The sequence below is a fragment of the Pseudomonas sp. GW822-FHT03F08 genome, assembly GCF_058801265.1.
In genome coordinates, this window is the sequence record NZ_JBXANC010000003.1 from 182,664 (window position 1) to 209,523 (window position 26,860).

The 26,860-nt window shown below is 61.2% G+C and carries 13 protein-coding genes; 5 read left to right on the forward strand and 8 right to left on the reverse strand.

Going from position 1 to position 26,860, the window contains the following annotated elements:
• The first annotated feature begins 4 nt into the window (after positions 1 to 4).
• The 5 genes from AC1RME_RS07960 to AC1RME_RS07980 are packed head-to-tail and all read left to right on the forward strand — an operon-like array spanning position 5 to position 5,885.
• Positions 5 to 949, forward strand: a complete 945-nt coding sequence (locus AC1RME_RS07960; protein WP_096820033.1) for a DUF58 domain-containing protein — start codon at positions 5 to 7, stop codon at positions 947 to 949.
• Complete coding sequence (locus AC1RME_RS07965; protein WP_096820034.1) at positions 946 to 1,443, forward strand: DUF4381 domain-containing protein; 498 nt, start codon at positions 946 to 948, stop codon at positions 1,441 to 1,443. The genes AC1RME_RS07960 and AC1RME_RS07965 overlap by 4 nt, the downstream gene beginning before the upstream one ends.
• Complete coding sequence (locus AC1RME_RS07970; protein WP_096820035.1) at positions 1,436 to 2,515, forward strand: vWA domain-containing protein; 1,080 nt, start codon at positions 1,436 to 1,438, stop codon at positions 2,513 to 2,515. Before AC1RME_RS07965 ends, AC1RME_RS07970 begins: the two co-directional genes overlap by 8 nt.
• The gene (locus AC1RME_RS07975) at positions 2,512 to 4,248 is read left to right on the forward strand and encodes a tetratricopeptide repeat protein (RefSeq protein ID WP_096820036.1); all 1,737 of its coding nucleotides are present in this window, start codon (positions 2,512 to 2,514) and stop codon (positions 4,246 to 4,248) included. The genes AC1RME_RS07970 and AC1RME_RS07975 overlap by 4 nt, the downstream gene beginning before the upstream one ends.
• Positions 4,245 to 5,885, forward strand: coding sequence for a BatD family protein (locus AC1RME_RS07980; protein WP_096820037.1), 1,641 nt, complete (start codon positions 4,245 to 4,247; stop codon positions 5,883 to 5,885). Before AC1RME_RS07975 ends, AC1RME_RS07980 begins: the two co-directional genes overlap by 4 nt.
• Here AC1RME_RS07980 and AC1RME_RS07985 read toward each other — a convergent pair.
• The 8 genes from AC1RME_RS07985 to AC1RME_RS08020 form a co-directional block, all read right to left on the reverse strand.
• Positions 5,873 to 7,474 carry an ABC-F family ATP-binding cassette domain-containing protein gene (locus tag AC1RME_RS07985; protein ID WP_096820038.1) on the reverse strand — a complete coding sequence of 534 codons (1,602 nt, stop codon included), beginning with the start codon at positions 7,472 to 7,474 and terminating at the stop codon, positions 5,873 to 5,875. The two genes, AC1RME_RS07980 and AC1RME_RS07985, sit on opposite strands and share 13 nt — an antisense overlap.
• Complete coding sequence (locus AC1RME_RS07990; RefSeq protein WP_493090943.1) at positions 7,471 to 8,190, reverse strand: 4'-phosphopantetheinyl transferase family protein; 720 nt, start codon at positions 8,188 to 8,190, stop codon at positions 7,471 to 7,473. Before AC1RME_RS07990 ends, AC1RME_RS07985 begins: the two co-directional genes overlap by 4 nt.
• Before the next feature lie 83 nt (positions 8,191 to 8,273).
• Complete coding sequence (locus AC1RME_RS07995) at positions 8,274 to 11,039, reverse strand: alpha/beta fold hydrolase (protein ID WP_096820040.1); 2,766 nt, start codon at positions 11,037 to 11,039, stop codon at positions 8,274 to 8,276.
• Positions 11,040 to 11,057: 18 nt separating this feature from the next.
• A complete protein-coding gene (locus AC1RME_RS08000; RefSeq protein WP_176504832.1) occupies positions 11,058 to 18,308 on the reverse strand; it encodes an SDR family NAD(P)-dependent oxidoreductase in 7,251 nt (2,416 codons plus the stop codon).
• A 57-nt stretch (positions 18,309 to 18,365) separates the two neighbouring features.
• On the reverse strand, positions 18,366 to 18,920 hold the full coding sequence (locus tag AC1RME_RS08005) for an isochorismatase family protein (protein WP_096820042.1): 555 nt from the start codon (positions 18,918 to 18,920) through the stop codon (positions 18,366 to 18,368).
• Positions 18,921 to 18,968: 48 nt separating this feature from the next.
• Positions 18,969 to 20,381, reverse strand: a complete 1,413-nt coding sequence (locus AC1RME_RS08010; protein WP_096820043.1) for an FAD-dependent oxidoreductase — start codon at positions 20,379 to 20,381, stop codon at positions 18,969 to 18,971.
• A gap of 30 nt (positions 20,382 to 20,411) precedes the next feature.
• Complete coding sequence (locus AC1RME_RS08015) at positions 20,412 to 21,260, reverse strand: ACP S-malonyltransferase (protein WP_096820044.1); 849 nt, start codon at positions 21,258 to 21,260, stop codon at positions 20,412 to 20,414.
• Positions 21,261 to 21,273: 13 nt separating this feature from the next.
• Entirely contained in the window at positions 21,274 to 26,850 is a 5,577-nt protein-coding gene (locus AC1RME_RS08020) for an SDR family NAD(P)-dependent oxidoreductase (RefSeq protein WP_096820045.1), read from the reverse strand.
• Positions 26,851 to 26,860 lie beyond the last annotated feature (10 nt).

Genomic DNA, 26,860 nt, shown 5'->3' on the forward strand with positions numbered 1-26,860 from the left:
CCCGATGAACGCCTCTCTGCCGTCCGAACCGGGTATTCGCGTCAGCCTCGCCGAGCTGATCGAGATGCGTCACCGCGTGCGCGAAGTGCAGCTGTTTTCCACGCCGAGCCAGCGCAGCCCGCTGATCGGCCTGCACCACTCGAAATTTCGTGGCCGTGGCGTGGACTTCGATCAGGTGCGGGTCTATCAGGCCGGCGACGACGTGCGCACCATCGACTGGCGCGTGACCGCGCGGACTCAGGAGCCGCACACCAAGCTGTTCCATGAAGAGCGCGAGCGGCCGATTTTCATCATGGTCGAGCAAAGCACACGGCTGTTCTTTGGCTCCGGACTGATGTTCAAGTCGGTGCTCGCAGCGCAGGCTGCAGCGCTGATCGGCTGGGCCGCGCTGGGTCACAACGACCGGGTCGGCGGGCTGGTGTTCGGCGACAACGAGCATTACGAAATCAAGCCGCGCCGCAGCAAGCAGAGCCTGCTGCAACTGCTCAACCGGCTGGTGAAGGTCAATCAGTCGCTGCACAGCGAGCGGGAGCCGGATCGCGATGCGTTTGGCGTGGCGTTGCGCCGGGCTCGTGAAGTGCTGCGCCCTGGCAGTCTGGTGATCGTGATCTGTGACGAGCGCGCACTGACCGACAGTGCCGAGCAGCAATTGAGCCTGCTGTCGCGTCATTGCGACCTGCTGATGCTGCCGCTGTCCGATCCACTGGATCACGCCCTGCCCGCTGCCGGGCTGCTGAGATTCGCTGAACGCGGCGCGCAACTGGAACTCGACACCCTCAACTTCGACCTGCGCCAGACCTATCGCGCCCAGGCTGAAGCACGCATCGCCCGCTGGGAACTGCTCGCGCAGAAACTGCGGGTGTTGCTGATGCCATTGAGCACCCAAAGCGAAATGGTCGAGCAGATGCGCGAGTTCCTCAACCCGCAGCGCCCGGGGAAAGTTCGATGAACGGCCTCGAACAACTGCAACCGCTGATTTCCCCGCCACCGATTGCCTTCTGGCCGCCGGCGCCGGGCTGGTGGCTGCTGCTTCTGTTGCTGCCGCTGATCGGCGTCGTGCTGTGGCGTCTGCGCCGTTTCATTCCGATCAAGAAGAAACCCATCGTGCGCGCTGAACTGCCGCTCGATCCGGTGCGCATCGCCGCGCTCGCCGAGCTGGCGCAAATGGTCAAACCTTACGACGGCGCCCCAGCCGGCGCGTGGCTGCAACAACTCAACGGCCTGCTCAAACGCCTGTGCCGCAACCACTATCCCTACAGCCAGAGTCACACTCTCAACGGGCGCAAATGGCTGGCGTTTCTCGACAACCGCTGCCCCGCGGCCGGCCTGACCCGCTGGATGGTGTTGGTCGAGGGCGCCTACAAACCCGAGTGCAAACTCGACGACAAGGCCATCGCCGGTCTGACGCAAGCCGTCGACACCTGGATCCGCAAGCATGTTTGAGTTCGCCTGGCCGTGGATCTTTGTGCTGTTGCCACTGCCGTGGCTGATGCGCCTTGTGCTGCCGGTCGCGGACAGCGGCGAGCCGGCGTTGAAGGTGAGTTTCCTCGGTGACCTGGAAGGCCTCGCACGCCGCCGTGCCCGCGCCAATCTGCCCGCCTGGCGCCAGCAAGCGCCGTTCATGTTGTTGTGGCTGTTTCTGCTGATCGCTGCCGCCCGCCCGCAATGGCTGGGCGAACCGTTGCCGATTGCTGCGAGCGGTCGTGACCTGCTGGTGGCGGTGGACGTGTCCGGCTCGATGGACTTCCCCGACATGCAATGGAATGACGAGGACGTCAGTCGCCTGTCGCTGGTTCAGCATTTGCTCGGTGACTTTCTGGAAAGCCGCGACGGCGACCGGGTCGGTTTGATCCTGTTCGGCAGCCAGGCTTACCTGCAAGCACCGCTGACGTTTGACCGGCGCACCGTGCGCGTGTGGCTCGACGAAGCGCGGATCGGCATCGCCGGCAAGAACACCGCCATTGGCGACGCCATCGGTCTGGCACTGAAACGTCTGCGCATGCGCCCGGCGCAGAGCCGCGTGCTGATTCTGGTCACCGACGGCGCCAACAACGGCGGCGAAATCGATCCGCTGACCGCCGCACGACTGGCCGCCAACGAAGGCGTGAAGATCTATCCGATCGGCATCGGTGCCGACCCCGAAGAAAGTGGCGCCACGGCACTGCTCGGCGGCAATCCGACCCTCGATCTCGACGAGCCGGCACTCAAGGCGATTGCCGACGCTACCGGCGGCCGCTACTTCCGCGCCCGCGACGGTAAGGAACTGCAAGCGATCAAGGGCACCCTCGACCAACTGGAACCCGTGGCCCAGCAACCGACCCAGGCACGCCCGGCCCAGGCGTTGTATCAATGGCCACTGGCATTGGCGTTGCTGTTGAGCATGTTGCTGGTTACCCGTGAATTGTGGCCGGACAACCCGTTGCAACGGCTGTTCACCAAGGAGCTGTATCTGCAAAGCCCCCTGCCTGACTGGCGCGCGCGCCTCAAGCGTTTGCGTCTGCGGAGGCGCCGATGATCGCCCTCTGGCCGCACTGGTTCCGTCCCTGGTGGTTACTGTTGTTGCCGCTGCTCGGCTGGTTGATCTGGCAGCTCTGGCACCGGCAGAAACGCGCCGGGCGCTGGCAGATGATTCTGCCGCCAGCGTTCCATGCCGCATTGCTCAGTGGCGGCAGCGGTCGCGACAGCAAACTGCCGTGGGTTGCGTTGGGCGTTGCGTGGTTGCTGACGATCCTGGCGCTGCTCGGGCCGAGCTGGGAGCGCGTCGAACAGACCAGCCAGAAACCGGCGGATCCGCTAGTAGTTGTGCTGGAGCTGACCCCGGAAATGCTCGCCACCGACTCGCCGCCGACGCGTCTGGAGCAAGCCCGGCGCAAGCTGTTCGATCTGTTGAAGGCGCGCAGCGATGCGCAGACCGCCATTGTGGTTTACGCGGGCAGCGCTCATACATTGGTGCCGCTGTCGGATGACCTGGCGACCAGCCGCAATCTGCTCGACGCCCTCAAGCCGTCGCTGATGCCAGAGAGCGGTCATCGCGCCGATCTTGCTGTGAGCAAGGCGCTGGCCTTGCTGGAGCAAGGCTCACTGGGTCAGGGACGCATCCTGCTGATCGGCTCTTCGCTGTCCGATGAGGAACGCCAAGGCATTCGCCATGCGTTGAGCGGGCAATCGGCGCAACTGCTGATGCTTGGTATCGGCACCGCCGAGGGCGCGCCGATTGCTCAGGAAGACGGCAGTTTCCTCAAGGACGCACAAGGTGCGATCCGCGTGCCGCAACTTGATAGCCCAGGTCTCGGCGCCTTCCTCAATTCGGTGGGCGGCGAGTACCACAGCGCACGGCTGGATGAGTCGGATCTGGGCAGCCTTGGACTGCTCAATGGCCCGCGTAGCCTGCGCAACGACGGCCAGACCCTGCGCCTCGATACCTGGGCCGATCAGGGTTACTGGCTGCTGTTGCCGCTGTTGCTGCTTGCCGCGTGTGCCGGGCGGCGTGGCTGGTTGTTCTGCCTGCCGCTGCTGTTTTGCCTGCCACAGCCGAGCTACGCTTTTGATTTCGAAGACCTGTGGCTGCGCCCCGATCAACAGGGTTTGCACCTGCTCAAGCAGAAGCGTCCTGCCGAAGCGGCGAAACACTTCGAAGATCATCAGTGGCAAGGGCTGGCGTTGTACGAGGCTGGCGACTACAGTGGCGCCGCCCAGCGTTTCGCCGAAGGCAGCGATGCCCGCGCCCACTACAATCGTGGCAACGCATTGGCGAAAAGCGGTGAGCTGGAAGCGGCGATCGATGCCTACGAACAGGCTCTGGAGTTGCAGCCGGATTTGCGTCCGGCGCTGACCAACAAGGCGCTGGTGGAAAACCTGCTCAAGCAGAAAAACACGCCGCCGCCGACCGAGCCCGAGAAGCAACCGACGCAGCAGAACGTGCCGGGCGACGAACCACCGCCCGCCACTGCACCGCCACCGGCGGTCAAGAATGATGCGCCAAGCGAAGCCCAGCCCGCGGAGTCGGCCAGCGAACCACCACCGACCACCCCGCCGCAGCCAGGCCCCAACGAAGTGCCCAACAGCGCGCCGGACGAAGAACAGAACACCAGCCCGACGCTGCGCCCCAGCGAAGACAACGTCGAAGGCGAGCAACGCCAGGCACTGGAACAGTGGCTGGGCAAAATCCCGGATGACCCGGGCGAACTGCTGCGACGCAAATTCTGGTACGAACAGCAACAACATCAGGATCAGGAAAACACTCGATGACCCGTTTCACCGCTCTCTTGCTGCCCCTGCTGATCTGCACGGCCACCGCCCAGGCGGCCGGGCTGACGGCCAGTGTGGATCGCAGTCGCCTGAACTCCGGCGAGACGGTCGAACTCACCCTCGAATCCAACGATGTCACGCAGTTCGGCAAACCTGATCTGACCCCGCTGGAACCGTTGTTCGAGGTGCGTGGCACGCGCCAGGTCAACCAGTTGAACACCCTCAACAACGAGAACCGCGCCACCACCCGCTGGATCATCACGCTGTTGCCGAAACAGAACGGCAGCGTGGAAATTCCGCCGTTGAAACTCGGCGAAACCGAGAGCCAGCCGATCACCGTGCAGGTGGTCGAAAGCGACGTTCACGAAGAAAAGAATGCGCTCGACCCGGTGTTCATCGAGTCCAGCCTCGACCAGTCCAGCGTCTACGTGCAGGCCCAGGCCGTCCTGACCCTGCGCATCTACCATTCGGTTTCGCTGTACGACGACAGCAGCGTGACCCCGTTGCAGATCGCCGACGCGCGCATCGAGCAACTGGGCGACACGCGCACCTACGAAAAAGACATCAACGGTGTTCGGCATGGCGTGATCGAGATGCGCTATGCGATCTATCCGCAGCACAGTGGTTTGCTGACCATCACCCCGCAGACCTTCAGCGCCACATTGGTCGACACCCAGCCGGCAAAAGATCCCACCGCCCAAGGGCCGAAAACCGGCAAGTTGCTGCGCGTCGCGTCCTCGGAAATCCCGCTGACCGTCAAACCCAAACCGATCACTTATCCGAGCGATGCGCCATGGCTGCCGGCCCGCAGCCTGAGCCTGAGCGAGAGCTGGAACCCGGAGCCGGATCACACGCAGGTCGGCGATTCCCTGACTCGCAGCCTGACGCTCAAGGTCGAAGGCCTCGCCAGCTCACAACTGCCCGCCCTGCCCGCCACCGAGGCCAATGGCTTGCGTCGCTACCCGGATCAACCGGTGCTCAACAACCAGAGCAGCGAACGCGGTCTGATCGGCAGCCGTGAAGAACGCGAAGCGCTGGTGCCGAGTCGCAGTGGTTCGATCGAACTGCCGACCGTGGACGTGGTGTGGTGGAACACCTTCGAAGATCACCTGGAACACACCAGCCTGCCGGCGCGCACTCTGCAAGTGGTGAACAACCCGAGCCTGCAAGTCGACACCCCGGCGGGCAGCGCACAACCACTCAGCGGCGCCGACAGTGAAGCGCTGTGGTGGTGGAAACTCAGCACACTGATTCTGGCCTGTACCACCCTGCTCGGCTTCGGCCTGTGGTGGCGTGCCCGCTGGCAACCGGCGATCCTGCGCGCCGCGCAAACCGGCCCGAGCCCGCGCACCCTGCTCGACGACATCAAACGCGCCAGCCAGGCCAACGACCCCCACGCCACCCGCCAGGCCCTCGACGCGTGGGCCCGTCAGCAGCCGGAGACCCTGGCGGATATGGCGGCGCGTTTTGTGCCGCTGTCGGATGCGCTCGACGGTTTGAACGGCGCGCTGTACAGCGAGACCGGGCAGCATTGGCAGGGTGAGGATCTTTGGCGGGCAATCCGCGCAATTCCAACCGCTGAACGGGTACAGGATCCGGTGGGTGACAGCGGCTTGCCGCCGCTTTACCCCAAATAAGCCGGTTCGCTGCCGAGATAGAATTCGGCATCCAGATGTATCGCCTGTAAAAAAGCACTGTCGTGGGAAACGACAATCAACGCGCCGGTGTATTGATCAAGCATCTGTTCGAGGGCGATTTTGCTGGGCAAGTCCAGATGGTTGTCAGGCTCATCCAGCAACAGCAATTGTGGTGGCCGTAGCGCATACAACTCTGCGGCCAGGGCAATTTTCAGACGCTCGCCGCCGCTCAACTGACAGGTTTTGACCTTCGCCCGATCCGCATCAATCCCCATCTGCGCCAACCGCGTCCGCGCTTCGGCTTCGGGCAGCTGCGGATTACTTTCGTAAAGCCATTGCACCGCCGTACGTTCGGGATGCTGCAGTCCGGCATGTTGATCCAGCCAGCCGACATGACAACTGCGCACAACCTCCCCCGCACGCGCGGCAAGTTTCCCGGCGATGACCTGCAACAGGGTCGATTTACCGCTGCCGTTGGCGCCCAGAATCGCCATGCGCATCGGTCCCGTCAGCGTCAGATTGACAGGCTCCGTGTGGCCGAAAGGCAGAACGACATTGATCAACTGCACAATCAGTTTGCCTCTGGGCACCGAGCATTCCGGTGACAACATCATGCGCTGGATCTCCGGGGCACAGCGCGCCCGGGCCTCGGCGATACGTTGCTGTTGTTGTTCGCGGGCCAACTGCTGAGTGAGGCGTAACTTGCCCTGACTGTTTTCGCTGCGCTCCTTTTGCGCATTGGTAATGATTTTGGTCTGGTTGCCGTCACGCGCCTGACGGTCGCCGCGAGCATTGCGTCGTTGTTGACGCTCCATCTGCACGACCATCTCACGTTGCTCACGCCGGGCCTGTGCCCGCTCGCCTTGCAATGCCGACTGAAACGCCTGCTGTTCTTGCTCGCGCGTCGCTGAGTAATGACTGTAGTTGCCGCCATACACCGCCAGCCCCAAGGGCGAAAGCTCGACAATTTCGTCGACGTGATCCAGAAGACTGCGGTCGTGGCTGATCAGGATCAACCCGTTGGGCCAGCGCTCGATCTGCTGCGCGAGCTTGTGCTGCTGATCGATGTCCAAGTGGTTGCTGGGCTCATCCAGAATCAGCCAGTCGGCCCTTGATAACCACGCGCCCATCAGTGCCACCCGCTGCCGCTCGCCACCGCTGAGCGTGTCGGTGCGAGAGTCGGCACCCAAATGACCGAGGCCGATCTGCTGCAACTCTGCCTCAAGGCGAGTGGCACAATCCCATTGGTCGAACGCCAGTGCGTAGTCGGCGTCATCGACGCTGCCTTGGGCAATGCGCCCCAGCGCCGCCAGAACCGGCGCGACCCCGGCCAGCGCGGCGACGGTGGGAAAGCGCTCGGGTTCAAGTAATTGCGCCACCGCGTACACCGGCCCTTCACGGCGAACGATGCCACTGGTGGGCTGTTGTTCACCCGTGAGGAGCCGGCCGAGCAAGGACTTGCCACACCCATTGGCACCCACGATGCCCGTGGCCCTGGAACTGAAGGTGTGGTTCAAGTGATCGAACAGCACGCGCCCGTCGGGCAGGTTGAACGACACTTGATCAAGTTGCAGTAACCGTTGAGTCATGACGCTTCCTTGAATAATCGACCCGAGGGGCAACGCGCCGCTCCCTGATGATGCGCAACAACACCCGGCGGATGGGCGATGACCGTAAACACGGCATCGGCCCCTATTTGAAAATGGCCTTCAAAGAGCATACCGGCCCGGATCGACGCCGACAGCTCTTGTGTCACCCTCAACACCAGGTGCCCGGTGGGCCAATGTATCTCGACGAGGCGCGCCGCATCGAAATCAAAATACCGGCCAACCTGCGGAAACAGGGCCTTGAACAGGCTTTCCTTGGCTGAAAAAGCCAGGGTCAACATCTGCTCGAAAGTCCCCTGCGTCGCAAGGTAACGGGCTTCCTGACGGTCGACGATCGTTGCGCTGATTCTGTCGGCGACCTCAGGTGCCAGCCACGGCTCCGAGTCCAGACCGAGCAACCCGACCTCGCAAGTCCTAGCCAGACAGCTGACCGCAATAGACGATGTGTGGCTGATGGAGCCGATCCAGCCGCTCGGCCATATCGGCTGACGATGCGGCCCCGAACCCACCTGCACCGGCGCGAGATTGCGCCTGGCCCACAGATGCTGGCTCAACCAACGTCCGGCCAGGTATTCGGCCTGACGGCCAGTGACCGCCCGGGCAATGGCTGGCGGACAATCAATACCCGCGCAGGCGTACAAACCGCGATTGAAACGCTGCAGATCAAACCGCCCCGACACCGCCGTGACTGCCGCCATGCCCAGGTCCAGCGCTTCGATTTCGCTGAGGAAACCGCCCAGAACGCACGGCCCCGGTTCCTGCCGGGTTGGGGTCCGACTATTCAATGTTGCCGAGCCTGTACAAAGTCGAACAGAAGCTCATTGAAACGTCGCGCAGCGGTCAGCGGAATGAAATGCCCCTGATCGGCAAATACTTCCAGGCGGGCATCCGGCAAACGCTGCAGCAATTCCACATCCGTTCGGTCGATCACGACATCCTGCTGACCGTGAACGATCAACGTCCGCACATCAATGCTCGGCAGTTGCGCGCTGAAATCGAGTGCTCCGAGCATCTGATAATAGTGACTCAGCGTACTCATCGATGCGCCGGCCCCCACTTGCTCGGCAATGTTTTGCCGAGGTTCGAGCAAGATGTCCAGGTAGTCGGCATGGGCTTTGAGCTCAGCATTCAATTCGATAGTCTTGCCGAAAATATCATCGCCAAAACGTGCAGCGGTGCTGATCAGGATCATTGACTCGACGATTGCCGGGGCGCGTTGACCAAGCGCCAGGGCGAGACAGCCTCCCAACGACCAGCCCACTACCGGCACCGCACGGCCGCCAAGTTGTTGATTGATGTAAGCCTCGATCTCCAGCACCAGCCCTTCCAGACTGAACCGGCCTTCATCCAGCGGGGTGCCCTGATGACCGGGATAGGACGGGATGTGCAGGGCGAAACCCTGGCGCGTCAGGACGTTGACTTGCTGCATCCAGGCCTGCGCGCTCATGTTCAGCGGTGGCAGCAGTAAAATCGCCCGCCCTTGTCCAGTTTGTGTCCAGGTCATCGGCGTGCGACCCATCGGCCTGTCGACGTCCCTGCCGAGCGCGACAGTCGATTCGGTTTGCAATCTCTCAACGGCCTCGGCAAGCGCGGCAATGGATGGAAAATCGAAGACGTCGTGAGGCTGCATCCGGCTGGCACCGGCACCCATTCGACCCAACAACTCAATCAACGAAATCGAATCGACACCGTAATCGCGCAGCGAGCGGTTGGTATCAATGTCGGCCTCATCGAATCCGAGCAAACGCGCCAGATCACTTTTCAGCGCCTGCAAAACATTGCCTCGTGGCGAATCCGGCCTGGCAACGGCTGCCTGCGCGGCTATCAGCTCGGTCCCGACCCAGTAGGATTTTCGATCAAACGGATAACCGGGCAGCTCGATGCGTGGGTAACGAGCCGCTTGCGCGTTGCTGTACAGCGCCAGATCGTGGCCCGCCAACCAACGCTGCAAACGCTCCTCGAGCACCGGGTCGCCCAAGGCTTCGCCCCTGTAGCGACCGACGTCGAGTGGCTCTACCGGTGTCGCCAGCCATTGCTGCAGTCGCATCGTCAAAGATGCACGCGTCGAAGCCGTGACAGCCAGACGCAGACGATAGACTTGGCTTCCTTTACCAAGCGCCACACTGAGCGCGGCCATTTGATCGTCGGCCAGACCGTCGACAACGCTGAGCATCTGACGAACACGCGCTTGCAGGCTGGCGGAAGATTGCGCGCTGAACAAAAACGCCCAAGGGCCGGCACTGTGCTGCGAGTCAATCGGGCGCGGCACAGGCTTGCCGAGCACCAGATGAGCATTACTGCCGGTAAATCCGAATGCACTGACACAGGCATAGTCCTTGTCGGACGGCCAGGGCACTGCCTGTTCACTGACTTTGAACCGATCAAGCTGCAAAGCGCTGTTGAGGGACCCCGCCAGAGACTGGCCCGGAATAGTCTCGTGACGAAAGATCATCAGCGTCTTGATCACGCTGGCCAGTCCGGAGCACACCAGTGTGTGGCCAACGACGCTTTTCGAAGCGCCCAGGTAAGCGTCATAAGGTTGCTGCTGAGCGCGGAAGCCGTTGACCAGCCCGGCCACTTCTATCGAATCCCCCAACTGTGTACCGGTCCCGTGAGCCTCGACGTAGCCGATACGTCCCACATCGATGCCGTAACGTTGGTAACAACCGGCGATCAGCGCCGCTTGTGCCTGGCTGTTAGGCGCCATCATGCCGTTACTCATGCCGTCGTGGTTGAGGCTGATCGCCTCGATGCTTGCCAGCACCTCCAGACCCAGTTCGCTAGCCTTGTCGGCGTTCATCAACATGATTGCCGCGACACCTTCAGAGGGAACGAAACCGTCGGCCTGATCACCGAAGGCATCGCAATGCCCGCTCATCGACAACATGTTCGAGCGTTGGGCAAACTCGAACACCTCCGGGGTGGCGAACACCGAAACCCCCGCTACCAGAGCAGCCTCGCATTCACCGGCACGCAACTGGGCCACGGCGATCTGCAAGGCTGTCAGTGACGATGAACAGGCAGTATCCAGCGTCACCGAAGGGCCATGAAAATCGTAGAAATACGACACCCTTCCCGCCAGCGACGAAGCCGCATTACCCAGAAAGCTGTGGCTGCTGAACGCCGCTTCAGGCTCCTGTGCCAGCAAAAACTTGTAGTCACCGGGCAGGCCGGTGCAAAACACGCCGCACTGCAAGTCACGCAAGGTTTGCAGCGGTACGCCGCCGTCATCCAGAAGATGTTGCACGGTCTCCATCAACAGTCGTTGTTGCGGGTCCATGCAACGCGCCTCGTTGGGCGAGATACGAAAAAAACCCGCATCGAACGCGTCCACCTGTTCCAGCAGGCCACCATGAACTGCCGCCCCGCGCAGAGACTCCCAACGCGTGACCGGTGCAACACAACGCCGGCCGACCATCAGGTTCTGCCAATAGGCCGACAAGGACTCGCTGCCGGGCAAACGGCAGGCCGCCGCGACAATCACCACTTTCTCGCCCGGTGGCGGTTTGATCTGCGTTGTCATGTTGTTCGTTTCGTCCGTGTGCATTGTTCTGCTCCTTTGATTTCAGCGATTGCCCGGCTGAACCTGTACTTCATCGTCAAACCAATACTGGCGCGTATCGAAGGCATAACCCGGCAAATGCAGGCGACCAGCCTGCGGATACAGGGTCTGCCAGGGCACCTGCCCACCCTGCAAATAGCGTTCGCGCAGGTCCGCCCCTTGCTGATCGAGGTCGGCGCCTTGGCTGTCGCGTCCGACCTGGCGAATATCCGGGGGCAGTTCTGCGCGCAAAGCCTGCAGCAACGCATCGACGGTACGAACGTTCCAGGCCAGGCGGTATTCAAAATGCTCACGCCCGACCCCCAGGGTAAATGCAATGTCGGCCAGAGCCCGGGACTGAACCAAGGGCGATTCAAGGTGCCGCAGCAAGGCGTCCTTCATGGCAAGCAACGAGTCGCGACTGCGGGCAGACAAGACGACCAGATGTTCCTCATGGCTCGATGCCTGCGGTGTGGTGGAGGCCGGCGGTTCGCTCAGCACCACATGAGCATTGGTGCCGCCGAAACCGAACGAACTGATTCCGGCGACGCGTTCCTGCCCCTCCCAGGGCGTATTGCGATCCAGCACTTTGAATGGCGAATGCTCGAAGTCGATGTAGGGATTGAGTGTGCGCAGATGCAAATTGGCCGGCAGCATTCGGTGCTTGAAGGCCAGAATCACTTTGAACAAGGATGCAATGGCAGCGGCGGGCTCCAGGTGACCGACATTGGACTTGACCGAGCCGAGCAACACCGTGTTTTTCTGGTCCGGCGCCAGCGTGCGCCAGGCGCCCTTCAAGGCATCGATTTCCACTGGATCGCCCAGGCGGGTGCCCGTGCCATGGGTCTCGATGTAACTGACGCGCGCCGCCAGCTCCGGGGTATAGGCCGCCAGCAACAAGCGTTTTTGTGCGTTGGGGTTCGGCGCCGTCAGTGAGTGACCCCGCCCGCCGTGATTCTCCTCGGCGGCTTCAATCACCGCATGGATGCTGTCACCGTCGCGCCGAGCATCGGCCAGGCGCTTGAGCAACAGACTGCCAACCCCCTCCGCACGTACGTAACCATCGGCTTCGCTATCGAAAGTGGCGCAACGAAAGTTTGGCGAGAGCACGCCCATACTCTGCGCCGCTTCGGTCATGTCGCTGTCGATCAACAAGCTGACTGCACCGGCCAGCGCGTAATCGCACTCCCCACGTTGCAGCGACATGACCGCGCGGTTCACCGCCACCAACGCACTCGAACAGGCCGTATCGATCGATTGGCTCGGCCCTTCGAAATCGAACAGGTAGGACACCCGGTTAGCCAACATGGCGTGGGCGTTCCCGGTGGCGGCAAAGGGGTGAAAGCTTTGCCCCGAACGCTGCAGCAACGTCTGGTAATCCGTGAACTGGACCCCCGCAAAAACCCCCACCCGCTTCAGCGAGGACGGCGCGTAACCGGCATCGAGCAACGTGTTGTAGCACGCTTGCAAAAACAGTCGGTGTTGCGGGTCCATCAGCATTGCCTCACGCGCCGATATACCGAAAAAACGCGCGTCGAAATGCTCGATATCGGCAATGATTCCGGCGTGACAGTCTTTGTCTGGCCAGCGACGTACTGCCTGGATTGCACTGCGGTTGGCGATCAGTCCCTGCCAGAATCCGGCGATGTCATCGCCGCCGGGCAAGCGGCCGTCCATGCCGATGATCGCAATCCGCTGGTCATGGGCATCTGTAGCGTCAGCCGGCATTGTCAGCGTTGCCGAAGCTGACGGAACCCCTGGCACCGATGGCGAAACCGCAGTCGCCTGCGCACCGCGCTCATGAAGGTATTCGATCAACTGCGCGACCGAGTTGTAGGTAAACAGGGTATTGGGTGCCATCGGCACGTTGAACTGCGCCTCAATGTCTTGCGCCAGTTGCTGCAACATGACCGAGTTCAATCCCAGGTCACCAAAACTGCAATGATCATCGATGTTTGCGGTGAGCAATCCGGTCAACGCACTCAACAGCACCTTGAGCCGCAACTTCAGTGCCTCAGGCGTTGCCGATTCACGGGTTGTTTCAGCGTTGGTCGCTGCGCCGGCTTGCGGCGCCGAGTGGCTGTGCAGTCGGTCGGGAGCAATACTGCGACGGATCTTCTCGCTGTCACCCATGAACGGAGCAATCTGCGTCATGCTCGCGTCCACGCCATCAATCAGCCGCACCAACAGATCGACGCCGACGGCCGGGGTCAACGGTTGCATGCCGTAGTTGTCTTGCAGGTAGCGACCCAGGGCAGCGCGATCCGACGCGTCGTCACGGTGTTCCTCAAGCCACAAAGGCCAGTTCACCGACAGGCTCAAACCACGCCGATGCCCCTGCGCGACTTGCCGCTGACGGCCGCCAGCGAACAGGTCCAGATAATGATTGGCCACGGCGTAGTCGGCCTGGCCGACATTGCCGAACAACCCGGACACAGAGGAAAACAACACGAAGAAGTCCAGCGCTACATCGGCAGTCGCATGATCGAGATTACGCGTGCCGTTGAGCTTCACCGCAATCACTTTCTGGAAATCTTCCAGTTGTTTATTGCGCAACAGCCCGTCGCGAGTGATGCCGGCAGCATGCAACACGCCGTGCAACGCACCGTGCCTGGCAATGACCGATCTGACCAGATCATTCACGGCAGCGCTATCGCTAATGTCGGCGCTGATGTACTCAACGTTTGCCGGTGCCGCCAACCCGGCCAGCTTGTCGCGCTCAACGTCCCCGGCGGGGCTGCGACCGACCAGTACAACCCTGGCGTCGAACTGCTGGATCAAGCGCGCCGCGACCGCCAGCCCGATAAGGCCCAGACCGCCGGTGATCAGGTAGACGCCCTGGTGGCGAAAACGGCTGCCGGCCGCCACCGGCCATGGCACTTCACGAACGCGGGACTGCCAACGCTCACCGGCCCCATGCCGAGTGGCATTGAAGCCATCGACGGCATTGGCCAGTTCCCCCCGCACTGACACCAGCAGTTCCGGGACACGTTCAAAATCGTGCGCAGCGACGGTCATCGACAGCAACTGGAATTCAGGCTGCTCCATCTGCAACACGCGAAACAATCGGTTCACGGCACCGGCGGCGGGCATCGGCCAGGTATCCAGACGTTCTTCGTGGACAAAGGCCATCCGGTAGCCCGCCCCTTCAGCACTGATCGCCTTGGCCAGCGTGAACTGCCAGCCCGCCCATGCAGCTTGCATGTCCTCGGCACTACTGTGAACCAGGTTGATCAGCCATGGCCGCCGCACCCTGTCGCTCGAGGCGTAGCGCTGCAGGACTTGCCGACAATCGTCGATCGAATCACTGCGCACCTGGGCGAAGTGCTCATCCAGGTGCAGGCTGTCGCCGGGCGTCACCACCACGGTGTGCGGTTGCCCGACCAACGCACGAGCTTGCGACGGACTGCAAAAAACAATGACGCCCTGCCCTTGCGCGCCGGTCGATGGATGAACCGCTTGCGGCTCCCAGACGGTTTGAAAACACACAGGCTCCGAGACTTTTTCCAGCGCGCCAGTGTGCTCGCGGCCAGAGGCCTGCACAGCCGTGACCGTCGGCCCCGGGATGAAGAGTTGGTCATCCCAGTACGACTGTTCTTCAAACGGATAATGAGGCAACGACACCAGCCTGCGGCGATCATGCAACGCTGCGAAATTGAGTGTCCCACCCGCCAGATAAGACGCCTGAAGCGGTTGCAACACGGACTGCGACTGAGCAGCAACAGGCTTGTCGGCCGCGACATCCGCCAGCTGTCGGTTGAAGCTCGCCAGGTTCTCGGCAACAAAACAGTGACGGTGGCCAAAATGTTCACGCGCAACGCCCAAGGTATAGGCAATCGCCGCGAGGCTGGCTTGCGGGTGCTCCTTGAGCCAGGCGTGCAGGTCGTTGATCCGGGCCTTTAGTGCCGAGGGTGTACGCGCTGAAACGGGCAACAGATACTCAGCGTGCGGCTCCGGCGCGGGTGGCGCCGCGATGTACTGCTGAACGATGACATGCGCATTGCTCCCCCCGGCACCGAACGAACTCAGCCCGGCCAGCAGCGGTGCCTGGGCGCTCCAGACTTCGCGGGTGCGCGGCAGGCGAAAGTCTGTCTCGGCGAGATTCAGCCAGGGATTTTCGATTTCACAGTTAAGCGTCGGCACCCGCACCTGATGCTGGAACTGCAACAGGATTTTCACCAGTCCAGCCAACCCGGCAGCCGATTCAAGGTGCCCGATATTGCTCTTGATCGAACCGATGCAGCGCCGCTCGCCTTGCCGTGTGCCATAGGCTGCGCTTAGCGCATTGATCTCGATGGGATCGCCCAGCCGAGTGCCGGTGCCGTGGGCTTCCACGTAATCGATCTGGTTGGCCTCCACGCCCGACTTGCTCAACGCCTGACGAATCACTTGCTCCTGCGCTCTAGCCGAGGGCACGGTAAAACCGCTGGAGCGTCCGCCACTATTCAGCGCACTGGCACGAATGACGCCGTGAATTCGGTCGTCATTGGCTTGTGCGTGGGCCAGCGGTTTGAGTATCAGGGCAATGGCGCCCTCGCCCGGCACATAACCGTCGGCTTCAATACCAAAACTGTGGCAGCGCCCACTGGGACTCAGGAAACGCCCCGCCGAGAGCAATTTGAACTTGCCCGGATGCGGCATGATATTGACCGCACCGACCAACGCCTGAGTGCATTCGCCACTGCGCAAACTGTTGATGGCCAGATGCAGGGCCGTCAGCGACCCCGAACACATGGTATCGACACACAGGCTCGGCCCTTGAAGATTGAACGTGTAGGAAATGCGGTTGGCGATCGAGGCGAAAGAACTGCTCGTCACCGCACTGGCAGCGTTGAGGTTTTGATAATGGCCGAACATTGCCGCCGTAAAGACGCCCGTGCTCTCCAGCGCAAAGGCAAAGTGCCCGGCGTCTTCCAGCGCATGGTAGGCCATTTCCAGCAGCCGCCGTTCCTGAGGATCCAGACGCGCGGCCTCAATCGGCGTGATGGAAAAGAAGCCTGGATCGAACTGTTTGGCCCGGCGCAGAAACCCGCCATGACGGCCATAGCTGGTGCCCGCTTGTTTGGGGTCAGCGCAGTAGTCGCGCTGCCAGTCCCAGCGCTCGGGGGGAATGACAGTGATCGCCTCCGACCCGGACTCCAGCAACGCCCACAACTGGGCCAGATTGTCCGCGCCGGGAAACTCGCCTGCCACGCCGATAATCGCAATATCGTCAGGGCGATAGTGAACGCTGGTATCGGACGCAGCATCGACCCCGGCATTGATCGTCACCTTCGCCGTCACGTCAGCCGGCTTGATCTCTGCTGCCGTTTGCCTCACGGCAGTCTCCAGCACGGCAGCCACCTGCACCGCAAAGCGCTCTGTGAGAAAACGTACGATCTGGCCGATGCTTGAGTATTCAAACAACAGTGTCTTGCTGATGTTGACCGGGGTTTGGCTCGACAGACGTCGTGCCAGTTCGGTGGCGATATTGATACTGGTCACCGAGTCCAGGCCACGCTCCAGCAGATTGTCGTCCACTGCCGGATCGGACAGGCCGCTGAAGCGCTGAACCAGCTCTTGAACCCACTGTGTCAGGCGCGCCTCAAGGCTGGCCTGTGCGCCAGGCACGGACGCAATCGCCTCAACGGCGGGTACGGGCGTCAATGTCTGCACCCTTTCACTGGTAAACGCTGCGGCCAGCGCTCCGGGCTGGGTAGCCAGCAAATAGTCCGTCAATGCGCCGATCGATGAGTAATCGAAAATCAGCGCCTTGCTCAGGGAAACTGCGACGCCAGTGGCGCTCAGCCGCTGCTCTACCGCCGAGACAATGCTGATCAGCGCGGACGATGTCACCCCCAGCGCCACCAGCGATGCGTCCTGCGAAACATCGCGCAAACCACTGAAGGTATGAACCAGTGAACCCAGCCACTCACTGACCTGAGCTTGCGCCGGCAGCTGCGCGGCGGCCACTGCGTCGGTGACAGTTTGTCCGTCATTTGATGGGTTCAGTGCGCCCAGTACGGCGCGACTGCCAGCGAAGGCCACCAGCCGTGGCGCGCTCTGATCGAGAATGCCGCGCAATGCCGCCAGCCCCTGCTCGTCCGACAAGGGCAGTAACTCACTGCTGCCTTCGGCCATTTGCATGCCTTCGGAAGCCCACAACCCCCAGTTGATCGATTGCCAGCGCGCATGGCCGCCGGGTGCCTGACGACTGACAAAATCGGTCAGCTCATCGATAAAACCGTTCGCAGCGGCGTAGTCAGCCTGACCGACATTACCCACCAGTCCACTGAGGGAACTGAAGTGACAGACAAAACCTGGCTGTATCAGTGAGTCCAGTGCCCAAAGATTCAGACTGCCGGCAATCTTGGGTAACAGCACTCGCTCGACATCAGCCGGATTTTTATTGATCAGCAGGCGATCAGCCGTCGTGCCCGCCAAGTGAAAAACCCCGTCAATGGCGCCATAACGATCCTTGAAATGTTGCAGAGCGCCCGCCAGTGACTGGCGGTCCGCTACATCGGCCTGCACATAAGAGGTTACTCCGTGTGCTACAAGCATCGCGCGTCGCTCGTCATCCACCGGCGAACGGCCAACCACACAGACCTTGGCCCGGTACTCGCGAGACAGCCATCGACACAACAACCGACCGACACCGCCACCGCCACCCGTGACCACGTAGCAAGCGTTGGTGCGCAAGGCGGATTCAGCGCTCGCCGCAAGTCGATAATCCACCGGCTCAAGGTGCTCACACGCCAGCGTGTGCCCGTCGAAACGGTAGCGAACACCTGGCTGCTGCAACACTGTGGCAATGGCTTGGGCCAACGTCGAGGTCAACGCGCCCTCAACGATCAGAGAGGTATATTGCAGGCGAGTGGTTTCCTGGCATGCCGACAACCCCAGACCGTCAAGCACACTCGCGGCCAGCGCATCGTGACGGCGCAGCCCGACCAGCGTGATGGCTCTGGACTGCTTGATCAAACCCTTGAGCAGCGCCAGAAAAACCTGAGTGCATTGGCTGACTGCCGAGTATTGCTCAACGGCGGGCGGGCACTCCCCGGACAATGCGCAAAGAACCGTGTGCGCACGGCCAGCGTCGAGGCGTGAGAGGAGTTTTTCCAGTTCATCCGGTGCGGCCAGGCGTTCGATGTCAGTCTGAATGACCGCCAGCCCAGCGGTGCTGCCCCAGCGCGCGAACTCATCGCTGTCGGTCAGCAGGACACTGCCGCGCAACGCTGCAACCGACCCGGAAGCAATCGGTTTCGGGACGAAATGACGCTTGAAAATATCCATATAAAAAAATCTCTCGGTAACCATCGAAGCCGGTGTGCTGGCAATCCTTCTGTTCGTTTAGCGGATGTATCGCCCGTCCAGATATTTCATTGCCAGCTCGATGTAGTCGGGCCGCGTGGAGTGACGGATGCATTCGAAGAAGAACATTTCCCGGGTCAGCACGCGTATGCCTGCCTGCGCGAAATTGGCCAGCGCGTGCTGGTGGTCGAAAAGATTGCGCGCACTGCACGCATCCGCCATCACACTGACCTCATAACCTGATTCGCGCAGGCCCAGTGCCGACTGCAGAAGGCACACATGCGACTCCGCCCCGGCCAGCACCACCTGGCGCCTGCCGGCAGCCTCAAGTGGATGGGCAATCGAGTCATGCGAGCTGCAGTCGAACCAGGTCTTTTCAAGATAAGAGGCGCTGCCCGCCACCTCTTTCAATGCCTGGGACGATGCGCCGAGTTTGCTGTGCTCGATAATCAGCGTCGGCACCTGGAGGGTCTGTGCCACATCGGCGAGCCAGCAGCAGTTGTTCAGCACTTGCGTGCCTTCATGCAGCAACGGAATCATTTCCAGTTGCATATTGAAAATAACCACGCAGACGTTGTCGGCCTGGATCAACATAATGAAACTCCCTGTCAGATGATGTGCTCGCGAAACCGCTGAGTCGGCTTAAACGATGACGTCCTTGATGAATTTGTGAGACTGGCTCTTGTGCAGCGAGGTGCCCTTGGCGGCCGCGAACAGCATGTTGGTCAGTGTCGCCTTGAAGCGCTCGGAGGGGCGGTGCACCCCCATCAGATCCTTGATGACATTGAACTGAATGGCGGCCAGATTATTGTCGGCAAAGGGATGGTCGGCACCCAGCCGGTGGGCAATGACCAACCCCGACACCACCGCCCCTTCGTGACCGGTCAGTGAGGTGTCGGTGCCGCAGTACCAGAGTTTCCCCAGCCCCTGAATGCGGCGATAGCGCGACTTCTGGTAGAAGTCGACCGGACGCAGCTTCGGCAATTTCCAGTGCTGTTCACACACTTGCCGTTCGGGGCAGATGGCCTGTTTGGGGTCGAATGTCACCAACACCGGCTCACGCACATGGGCATAGGGCGCCAGAGCATTGTTGATACGCGTCAGCTGCCCATGATCCGCGCCCTCGAGACCGGCAGGTCGGGAAAACTCGCAGTACTCACCCCGCCCGCCTTCGACCAGCAGTTGTTCATCGGTGTGCAGCACACTGCGAGTCGGCACATAGTCAAAACGCGAAAGAATGTCCCGTTGTTCGGCACTTGGTGCTTCGAGCAACTTGAGGGTGACATCGGCGTGCGTAGCAAAGATCACACTGTCGAAATGTTCAATGTCGCCTTGTTCTGTCTCCACCCGCCAGCCACGACCGGCCTCCTTGCGTACTTGCCGTATCGGGCAGGCAAGGCGTACGCGCGCCCCCAATATCTCGCCCAGAAGGCGCAGATAGCCGTCGATGCCGCCCTTGGCCTTGCGCCAGACACCCGGCGTGAAAAACGACAACAGGCTCATGTTGAACGAAACCGCGACGTACATGAGCGTGTATTCCAGCGAGGGTGCGTTGCATCCGGAAAACGTCGTCAACAGGGGCAGCAATGCCTGCTGTTTAAAGGTTTCGGAGTAGTTGCGCTCGGCGAGAAACTGTCCGATGTTGAGTTTCTTGTAGCGCGGATCTCCGTCGCTGAGCACCTGGGTCATGTCCAGATGAAAGCGGTCGATCTCATCAGCCAGTTCCTCGCGCAGGTGCCCGCGGCCGTGCAGGTTGCTCCAGGCATTGTCGACCCCGGGAAATGCTGCGCGAAACGACATGGGCGCGATGTAGGTCTCGATGCCCAACTGCTGCAACATCGCGAACAGGTTCGGGGCCAGGCGTTCGTTGAAATATTCGACCCCCATGTCGACGTGCAACGTGTCCTCACCGACATTGAAATGGTGGGTATAGGCATGCCCTCCCAATCGCGGGCCGGCCTCGAACAGAGTGACATCATGTAGCGTGTGCAACTGCCAGGCGGCCGTCGTACCTGCGGCACCGCCGCCAATAATCGCAATCCTTTCGCGTTTCATATCGACCTCATCCGTGTCTTCAAGCGCTGTTCAGTGGTGCGCAAGCAATTGCGCGTTCAAACGGGTCAAGACCTGGCCCGGTCCTATTTCCTCGAAGGCAATATCGTCATAGCGTGAACACAAGGCGCGAATGCTTTGGGTCCAACGCACCGGACGCACCAGTTGCAGGGCCATTTCTTCTAGTAAATGCGTCTGGCCGAGGCGTTCGCCGCTGGTGCTGGAAACTACCTGTGCACCGGGAGAACCCAGCGTCTGCTGTTGCAGGAACGCGACATAGTTCAACCGGGCCGGCTCCATGTAACGGGAATGGAACGCCCCGCTGACGGGAAGGCGCACACATCGCAAGTCATGCTGTTCCAGCGCTTTGCACGCCGCGTCGATGTCCTCGGCCTTGCCGCTGATCACGGCCTGCACCGGACTGTTGTAGTTGGCGACATCAATTTGATGAAACTGATGTTCAAGCAGCAGCTCAGGCAAACGCTCGACGTTGTCGCCGATGATCGCCGCCATTGCCCCGCCCTGCACCGCCGCCATCAACTCGCCTCGCTTGGCCACCAGGCGCAGGCCGGTTGCCAGGTCGAAAGCCCCGGCACCGAACAGTGCGGCATACAAGCCCAGGCTGTGCCCGATCAGTAACTGCGGCAAGTCGCCGCCCTGCTGTTGACGGTCAAGCCAGGCCAGACAACTGACGAAGAAAATCGCCGGTTGGGTATAGGCCGTCGAGTTCATCCGGGCGGCATCATCGCCCTTGCACAGCGCAGTGATCGAATAACCGAGAATCTCGTCGGCGATTTCGCATTGCAGCGTATAGCGGGCGAATAACTCTCGCCCCATACCAGGAAACTGTGATCCCTGGCCGGGAAACATACCTACCAACATGAGCGTTCCTCTCTTAATCGAGGTCGAAGGCGACGATCCGGGACGGCCGGTGAACCGCCGAAAAATCACGCTCGACGCCGGCAGGACGCACGGTTTTCAACGCGTTTTCATGCACCACCACCGACGTCAACTCGCGCATGACAATCAGTGGATTGCCCTGGCCATCGCTAAACAGCAAATCGAAAGTGACCGAACGATCACCGGGCTGCGCCGGGCGCATCACGCAATGACAGAACACCGCTTCATGCTGCGGAATACGCAACACCTGAAACTCGCCCAAGTGGTACGGCACCAGCAGTTCATTTGCACCCAGCCCCTGCAATTGCGGGATCAAAATTGCGGTTTGCAAGCCGCCGTCGATCAGGGCCGGCGAGATCCGATAACCCCAGTCACGCCCCACATCAATCAATGTCCTGGCACTGCTCGACCCTACCTTTGCCCATCGCAGAGGCCGCAGATCTTCGCCGTAGCAATAACCCAGATCAGTGAACTGCCGGTAAATCCGCTGGTGTTCCAGAAAGGTCGTCGAGGTGTCGGCAGCCGGCCAGTTCAGCCGTGAAGGTTCGACTGCCGGTTGCAGCAGGCCTTCACAGTAAATCTGTGCGTGATCCAGTGAGCGCAACTCGAAGCGCTCGCCGTTGATGTCCAGCAGCACATCATCCAGATCACGTATGACACTGCGCCAGGTCACGGCCTTCAGGCTCATGTCGCGGCGACTCTCCAGGCAACGTGCAAGCGCCCATGCCGCCGGTGCGATTTCGGTGCCGAGAATCGAATGTTGACGCACCAGATCATTGGCATGATGGAACGCACTTTGACTCGACTTGACCCACGACCGGGTTTTCTCGAACGGATAACCGGGCAACGAGATGACCTCGCGCCGCGCAAAGAATGCCGACCACGCAATGTCCTGGCCCGCCTTGAATGCCTGCACCCGTTCCGCCGCCTGCGCCGCCGTCAACGACGCGGAATCGCCCGGCACAGCAATCGAAGCGGGATCGACCGGGGCGGTATGTGCCGACGCACGCTGCTGCAGGTCTTCACGCAGCAGGCTCAATAACTGCGCCTTGCTGGAGAACACGTAACCTTCGCGGTGGGCGAAGTGTTCCCGTGCACAACACAAGGTGTAGCTGAGCGCACCGAGCGCCGGATCGTGTTGCTCCAGCCAGTCGTGCAGCGCATCGATTTGCCGTTGCAAACCCGCCTCGGTACGCGCCGACAACAGCGCGATGTTCACCTCGCCAGCGGGTTGGGTCACCGGTGCCGGCACCGATTGCAACACCGCGTGGGCATTCGCCCCGCCCGCGCCAAACGAGCTGACCGAACCGTACAGGGTGCCGTTCGCTGACAGGACCTTGGGTTGCTGAACCAGATAAAACGGCGTGCTGGCGAGGTTCAACAGTGGGTTGATCTGCTGCGCGTTGATCGAGGGTGCCAACGTGCGAGCCTGCAATTGTTTGAGTACCTTGATGACGCCGGTCATCCCCGCCGCCGACTCCAGGTGCCCGACATTGCCCTTTACCGAACCGATGGCGACCGAACCCGGTGTGAGTCCGTTGAACACGCTGCTCAGACCTCGGATCTCGATCGGATCACCCAACTCGGTACCGGTGCCATGCGCTTCGACAAAATCGATATCGGCCGCCGTCAGCCCGGCACGTTCAAGTGCCTTGTCGACGACCCGCGACTGCGCTTGTGGATTGGGCGCCGAGTATCCGTTGGATTGGCCACCGGCATTGATCGCAGTACCGCGGATCACCCCATAGATACGGTCATTGGCGTGGATCGCTTCGGCATAGGGTTTGATCAGAATCGAGCAGACGCCCTCACCGTCGACGAAACCATCCGCTTCTGAGCCGAACGGGCTGCAGGTGCCTGAGCGCGAAAGCATGTGCAGGCTGCAGAGCTGCTCGTAATGACGCGGGTTGACGATCAAGTTGACCCCACCGACGAGTGCCTGACTGCAATCGCCATTGCGCACAGCCTGGCAGGCCAGGTGCAGCGCGGTCAGCGAAGCCGAACAGGCCGTGTCGATGGCCATGCTCGGTCCCTTGAGATCGAACAGGTAGGAAACACGATTGGCAATTGACCAGAACAGCGACGTTGGCATCGGGTCTTTCGGGTCTTCAGGACGATGCCAGGCATAACCACCATTCATCACCCCGACAAAAACGCCAGTCTCACTGCCTTTGAGATCTGCGCGCCGATAACCCGCATCGGCGAACGTCTGATAAGCGTTCTGCAGAAACAGGCGCTCCTGCGGATCCATGCGCTGAGCTTCGAGCGGGGTGATACCGAAAAACGAATAGTCGAACGCATCAACATCCCGCACAAATCCGCCTGCCGAGGTGTAACTCCCGCCTTCAAGCGGACTGCGTGGGTTCTCGAAGCCTTTCAGTGGCCAGCGTTGCGCAGGAACTGTGGCGGTGCATTGCCGCCCGGCCAGCAGATTCGCCCAGAACTCCTGCACATCGTCGGCATCGGGAAACTGCCCCGCCACACCGACGACCGCCAGGTCATCGGCGCGTGCCTGCAACGCGGCGTCCATGCCGTCACCCGAGGCAGCGGGCTGAACCGGCTCGCCCGGCACATCCGTTGTCATCGATGCAGGCACCGTTACCTGCGGCACGACGGCATCGGGGTAGTGTTGCTCAAGGTAGGTCGCCAACCGCTCGACTGTCGGATACTCGAACAGCAATGTCGCCGGCAAATAACCAAACCGCTCTCGCAACGGTTTGAGCAACTCCAGAGAAATGATCGAATCAATGCCGTATTCCTTGAACGGCACCGCGTCTTCCAATTCGTCGGGGTCCATCAACATTGTCTGGGCGATCACCTGGCGCAAGAACGCCCTGGCCGGTTGCGATGAGGCTGCCAGCGCGGGTGCTGTCGGCATGACGACAGCGGGCGCTTGCTCCGTGCCAATGGCAGGATCCGGCGGGGTGCCGGCCGCGCGCTGCACCTGCTCACCGAACTCCGTCAGAAAGTGCTCTGTCAGACGCGAGATAGTCGGATGTTCGAACAACACGGTGGCCGGCAAGTAACCCAGGCTTTCCTTGAAGGGCTTGAGCAACTCCATTGCAATCAACGAATCGACGCCGTATTCGTTGAAAGGCTGGTTCACATCGATTTCGTCTTCGTAGGCGTGCAGCACATCAGCAATCACCCGACGAACCCAGCGCTCGACCTTCGTGCGCGAATCACCGCCGACGTCAACGCTCGGAGCGGCGCCGGCCACCGGAGCAGACGCCACGCCGGCGGGTTCCAGTCTGGCAACGAGCACCTGCTGATCTTCGGTGCCATGACCCATCGTTGCGCTGAAGCCGGCCTCGCGCAGCAAGGACTGCCAGGTCGCGGCAGCCACCAGCGGGCTGTTGGGAATCCGGTAAGGATCAACACTCAACCACCAGCCTTCGGTCAGGCCAAACGTCAGTGTGGCGTAGTCCTGGCAGGAGGTAATTTCGTTGAGAATAAAGATGCCGCCTGGCGCCAGCCGATCACGTACGTTGGCCAGCGTCGCCGGAAGATCGGCAGTCGCATGGATGACGTTCGTCGCAATAATCACGTCATAGCGCTGGTCGTTGGTGGGCGGCCGGGCGATATCGCACAGTTCGTACCGTACGAATCCGTAGTCGGAAAAGCGTGCGCGTGCCTTGTTCAAAAAGGCATGTGAGAGGTCAGTAAACGTGTAAGTAGCCTCGCTCCCGCGCAGCACCGGAAGTACAAACTGACAGGTACTGCCCGTACCCGCGCCCACTTCAAGCAACTGCAAGGGACGAGCTTGCTGCCGGACAAACCTGTCGACGACCTGCGCCACGACATTGTTGAAATAGTCCGCCAGCGGATTGTCACGGTACACCGGCTCGACCAGCGCAAAGCTGCCTTCGGGAAACAGCACCGTCAAAGGGTCGATTTCGCCGCTGAGTATTTGTGGATAGCGCGCCAGGCAAGCGTCAAGCAATGTGACATGCCCGGCACTTTGCGGAAATTCACTGAGCAATTGTTCACGCGTGGGGCCGTCACTGGGCGCGATGGCTTTGATGGCGGCCACCAGTTTGGCGTGCCGAGGCACCGTAACCGCTGGAATGGTGGTCTGCGCCAGACGTGCTCGGGCGTAGTTTTGCAACCCGAGGGACAAGCCGATATTGCGCCGCACAGCCTCGCTGTGGGGGTCAAACGCCGGGACGATGGCCGTCAGCAGCGCAAGCGAATCGCTCGCCGGGGACGCGGTCGCGACGTCGGGATGAGGGGTGATGCGTAACCGCTGCAAGGCTTGCGCTGACGCTTTGACCACGCTGATCTGAGGCACGGCACTGTGCAGCAACGCTTCGATGATCGCCAGGCCCTCCGGCGCTTCGATCGAGCCGATCTGCAATTTTTGCATCCGCTCACGATAAAGGGGCGACGCCACAATGCCGATTGAACCCCAATAACCCCAGTTGATGACTTTGGTGTTCACCATCAGCACATCGCGCAACAGCCCCCCCAGTGCGTCCTTGCTGACACAGGCTGCGGTGTAGTTGGCCTGGCCGGCGTTGGCAATGTAGGACTGGATCGAGGAAAACAGCAGGACAAAATCGAAGTCACGACCACGTACCGCATTGAGCAAATTGACCATGCCGTGCAACTTCGGCTCCAGCACACGCATTAACGCCTGCTCGGTCATGTTGCTCAGCACCGCATCATCGAGCAGCAGCGCCGAGTGAATGATCCCGTCTATTTGCGGGTGACGCGCCAACAGTGCCGTGACGGCGGCCGCATCAGTCAGGTCGACCCGCTCATACACCACACTGGCGGCCAGGGGACGCAGATTCGCGAGCAGCTCATCGGCGTTGGCGCGACGACCGACGAGAATCAGACGAGCCTGATAACGACTGGCCAGGTAGTGGGCGAGCATGCTGCCCAGACCACCCGCGGCGCCGAATATCAGGTAGGTGCCTCCCTGTTTGAACCCCTTGGCCGAGTCGACCGGCGTCAACGGATGCGCGACCAGTGTCGGTGTCCACCATTGCTGGTGATCAAGACTGACCGGTTGCCCGCTCTCGACCGGAAAGTGCCCCTGTAACGCCGCCCGAAAATGCTCCGCAGTGAACGCCGCCAGGGAGAAACAACGCACGTCCCAGCCACTGAATTCCTTGGCCGCCGTTTGCCCCAGACCTATGTAGACACTGTCAACCGGATGGGTCGGTGCTTCGGCAGCCGGTGACACGATCGACTTGACCGTCATGATATCCAGCCGCAGATGCGCCAGACCGGCCAACCGTTTGTTCATCTGCAGAAAGAGTTTTATCGCGTGATCATCGATACCGTCGCGCCAGGGCGTAACCGACATGAAGACAATGCGCGAAACCGCACCGCTCTCGACCATCCACCCTGCCCGCTCGACGTTTTCAGCCGTGAGCAATATCGACTGCGCCTCGGGCAACCACTGTTTGAGCGCATCGAAGGTCGCGGTCTGTGCGGCTGGCACCACGACCAGAATGTCACGTTCGATGCAGGGGCGAGTGTCGAGCTGAAGCTTCGAACACTGCCACTTCGGTGCGTACACCAATGATGCAACCTGGGAGAACGGAAGAACGGGCTGGCTCATGTTTCACCTC

Coding starts and splice junctions, on each gene's coding strand:
- AC1RME_RS07960 (WP_096820033.1), top strand. CDS start 5: ATGAACGCCTCTCTGCCGTCCGAACCGGGTATTCGCGTCAGCCTCGCC.
- AC1RME_RS07965 (WP_096820034.1), top strand. CDS start 946: ATGAACGGCCTCGAACAACTGCAACCGCTGATTTCCCCGCCACCGATT.
- AC1RME_RS07970 (WP_096820035.1), top strand. CDS start 1,436: ATGTTTGAGTTCGCCTGGCCGTGGATCTTTGTGCTGTTGCCACTGCCG.
- AC1RME_RS07975 (WP_096820036.1), top strand. CDS start 2,512: ATGATCGCCCTCTGGCCGCACTGGTTCCGTCCCTGGTGGTTACTGTTG.
- AC1RME_RS07980 (WP_096820037.1), top strand. CDS start 4,245: ATGACCCGTTTCACCGCTCTCTTGCTGCCCCTGCTGATCTGCACGGCC.
- AC1RME_RS07985 (WP_096820038.1), bottom strand. CDS start 7,474: ATGACTCAACGGTTACTGCAACTTGATCAAGTGTCGTTCAACCTGCCC.
- AC1RME_RS07990 (WP_493090943.1), bottom strand. CDS start 8,190: ATGGCGGCAGTCACGGCGGTGTCGGGGCGGTTTGATCTGCAGCGTTTC.
- AC1RME_RS07995 (WP_096820040.1), bottom strand. CDS start 11,039: ATGCACACGGACGAAACGAACAACATGACAACGCAGATCAAACCGCCA.
- AC1RME_RS08000 (WP_176504832.1), bottom strand. CDS start 18,308: ATGGATATTTTCAAGCGTCATTTCGTCCCGAAACCGATTGCTTCCGGG.
- AC1RME_RS08005 (WP_096820042.1), bottom strand. CDS start 18,920: ATGTTGATCCAGGCCGACAACGTCTGCGTGGTTATTTTCAATATGCAA.
- AC1RME_RS08010 (WP_096820043.1), bottom strand. CDS start 20,381: ATGAAACGCGAAAGGATTGCGATTATTGGCGGCGGTGCCGCAGGTACG.
- AC1RME_RS08015 (WP_096820044.1), bottom strand. CDS start 21,260: ATGTTGGTAGGTATGTTTCCCGGCCAGGGATCACAGTTTCCTGGTATG.
- AC1RME_RS08020 (WP_096820045.1), bottom strand. CDS start 26,850: ATGAGCCAGCCCGTTCTTCCGTTCTCCCAGGTTGCATCATTGGTGTAC.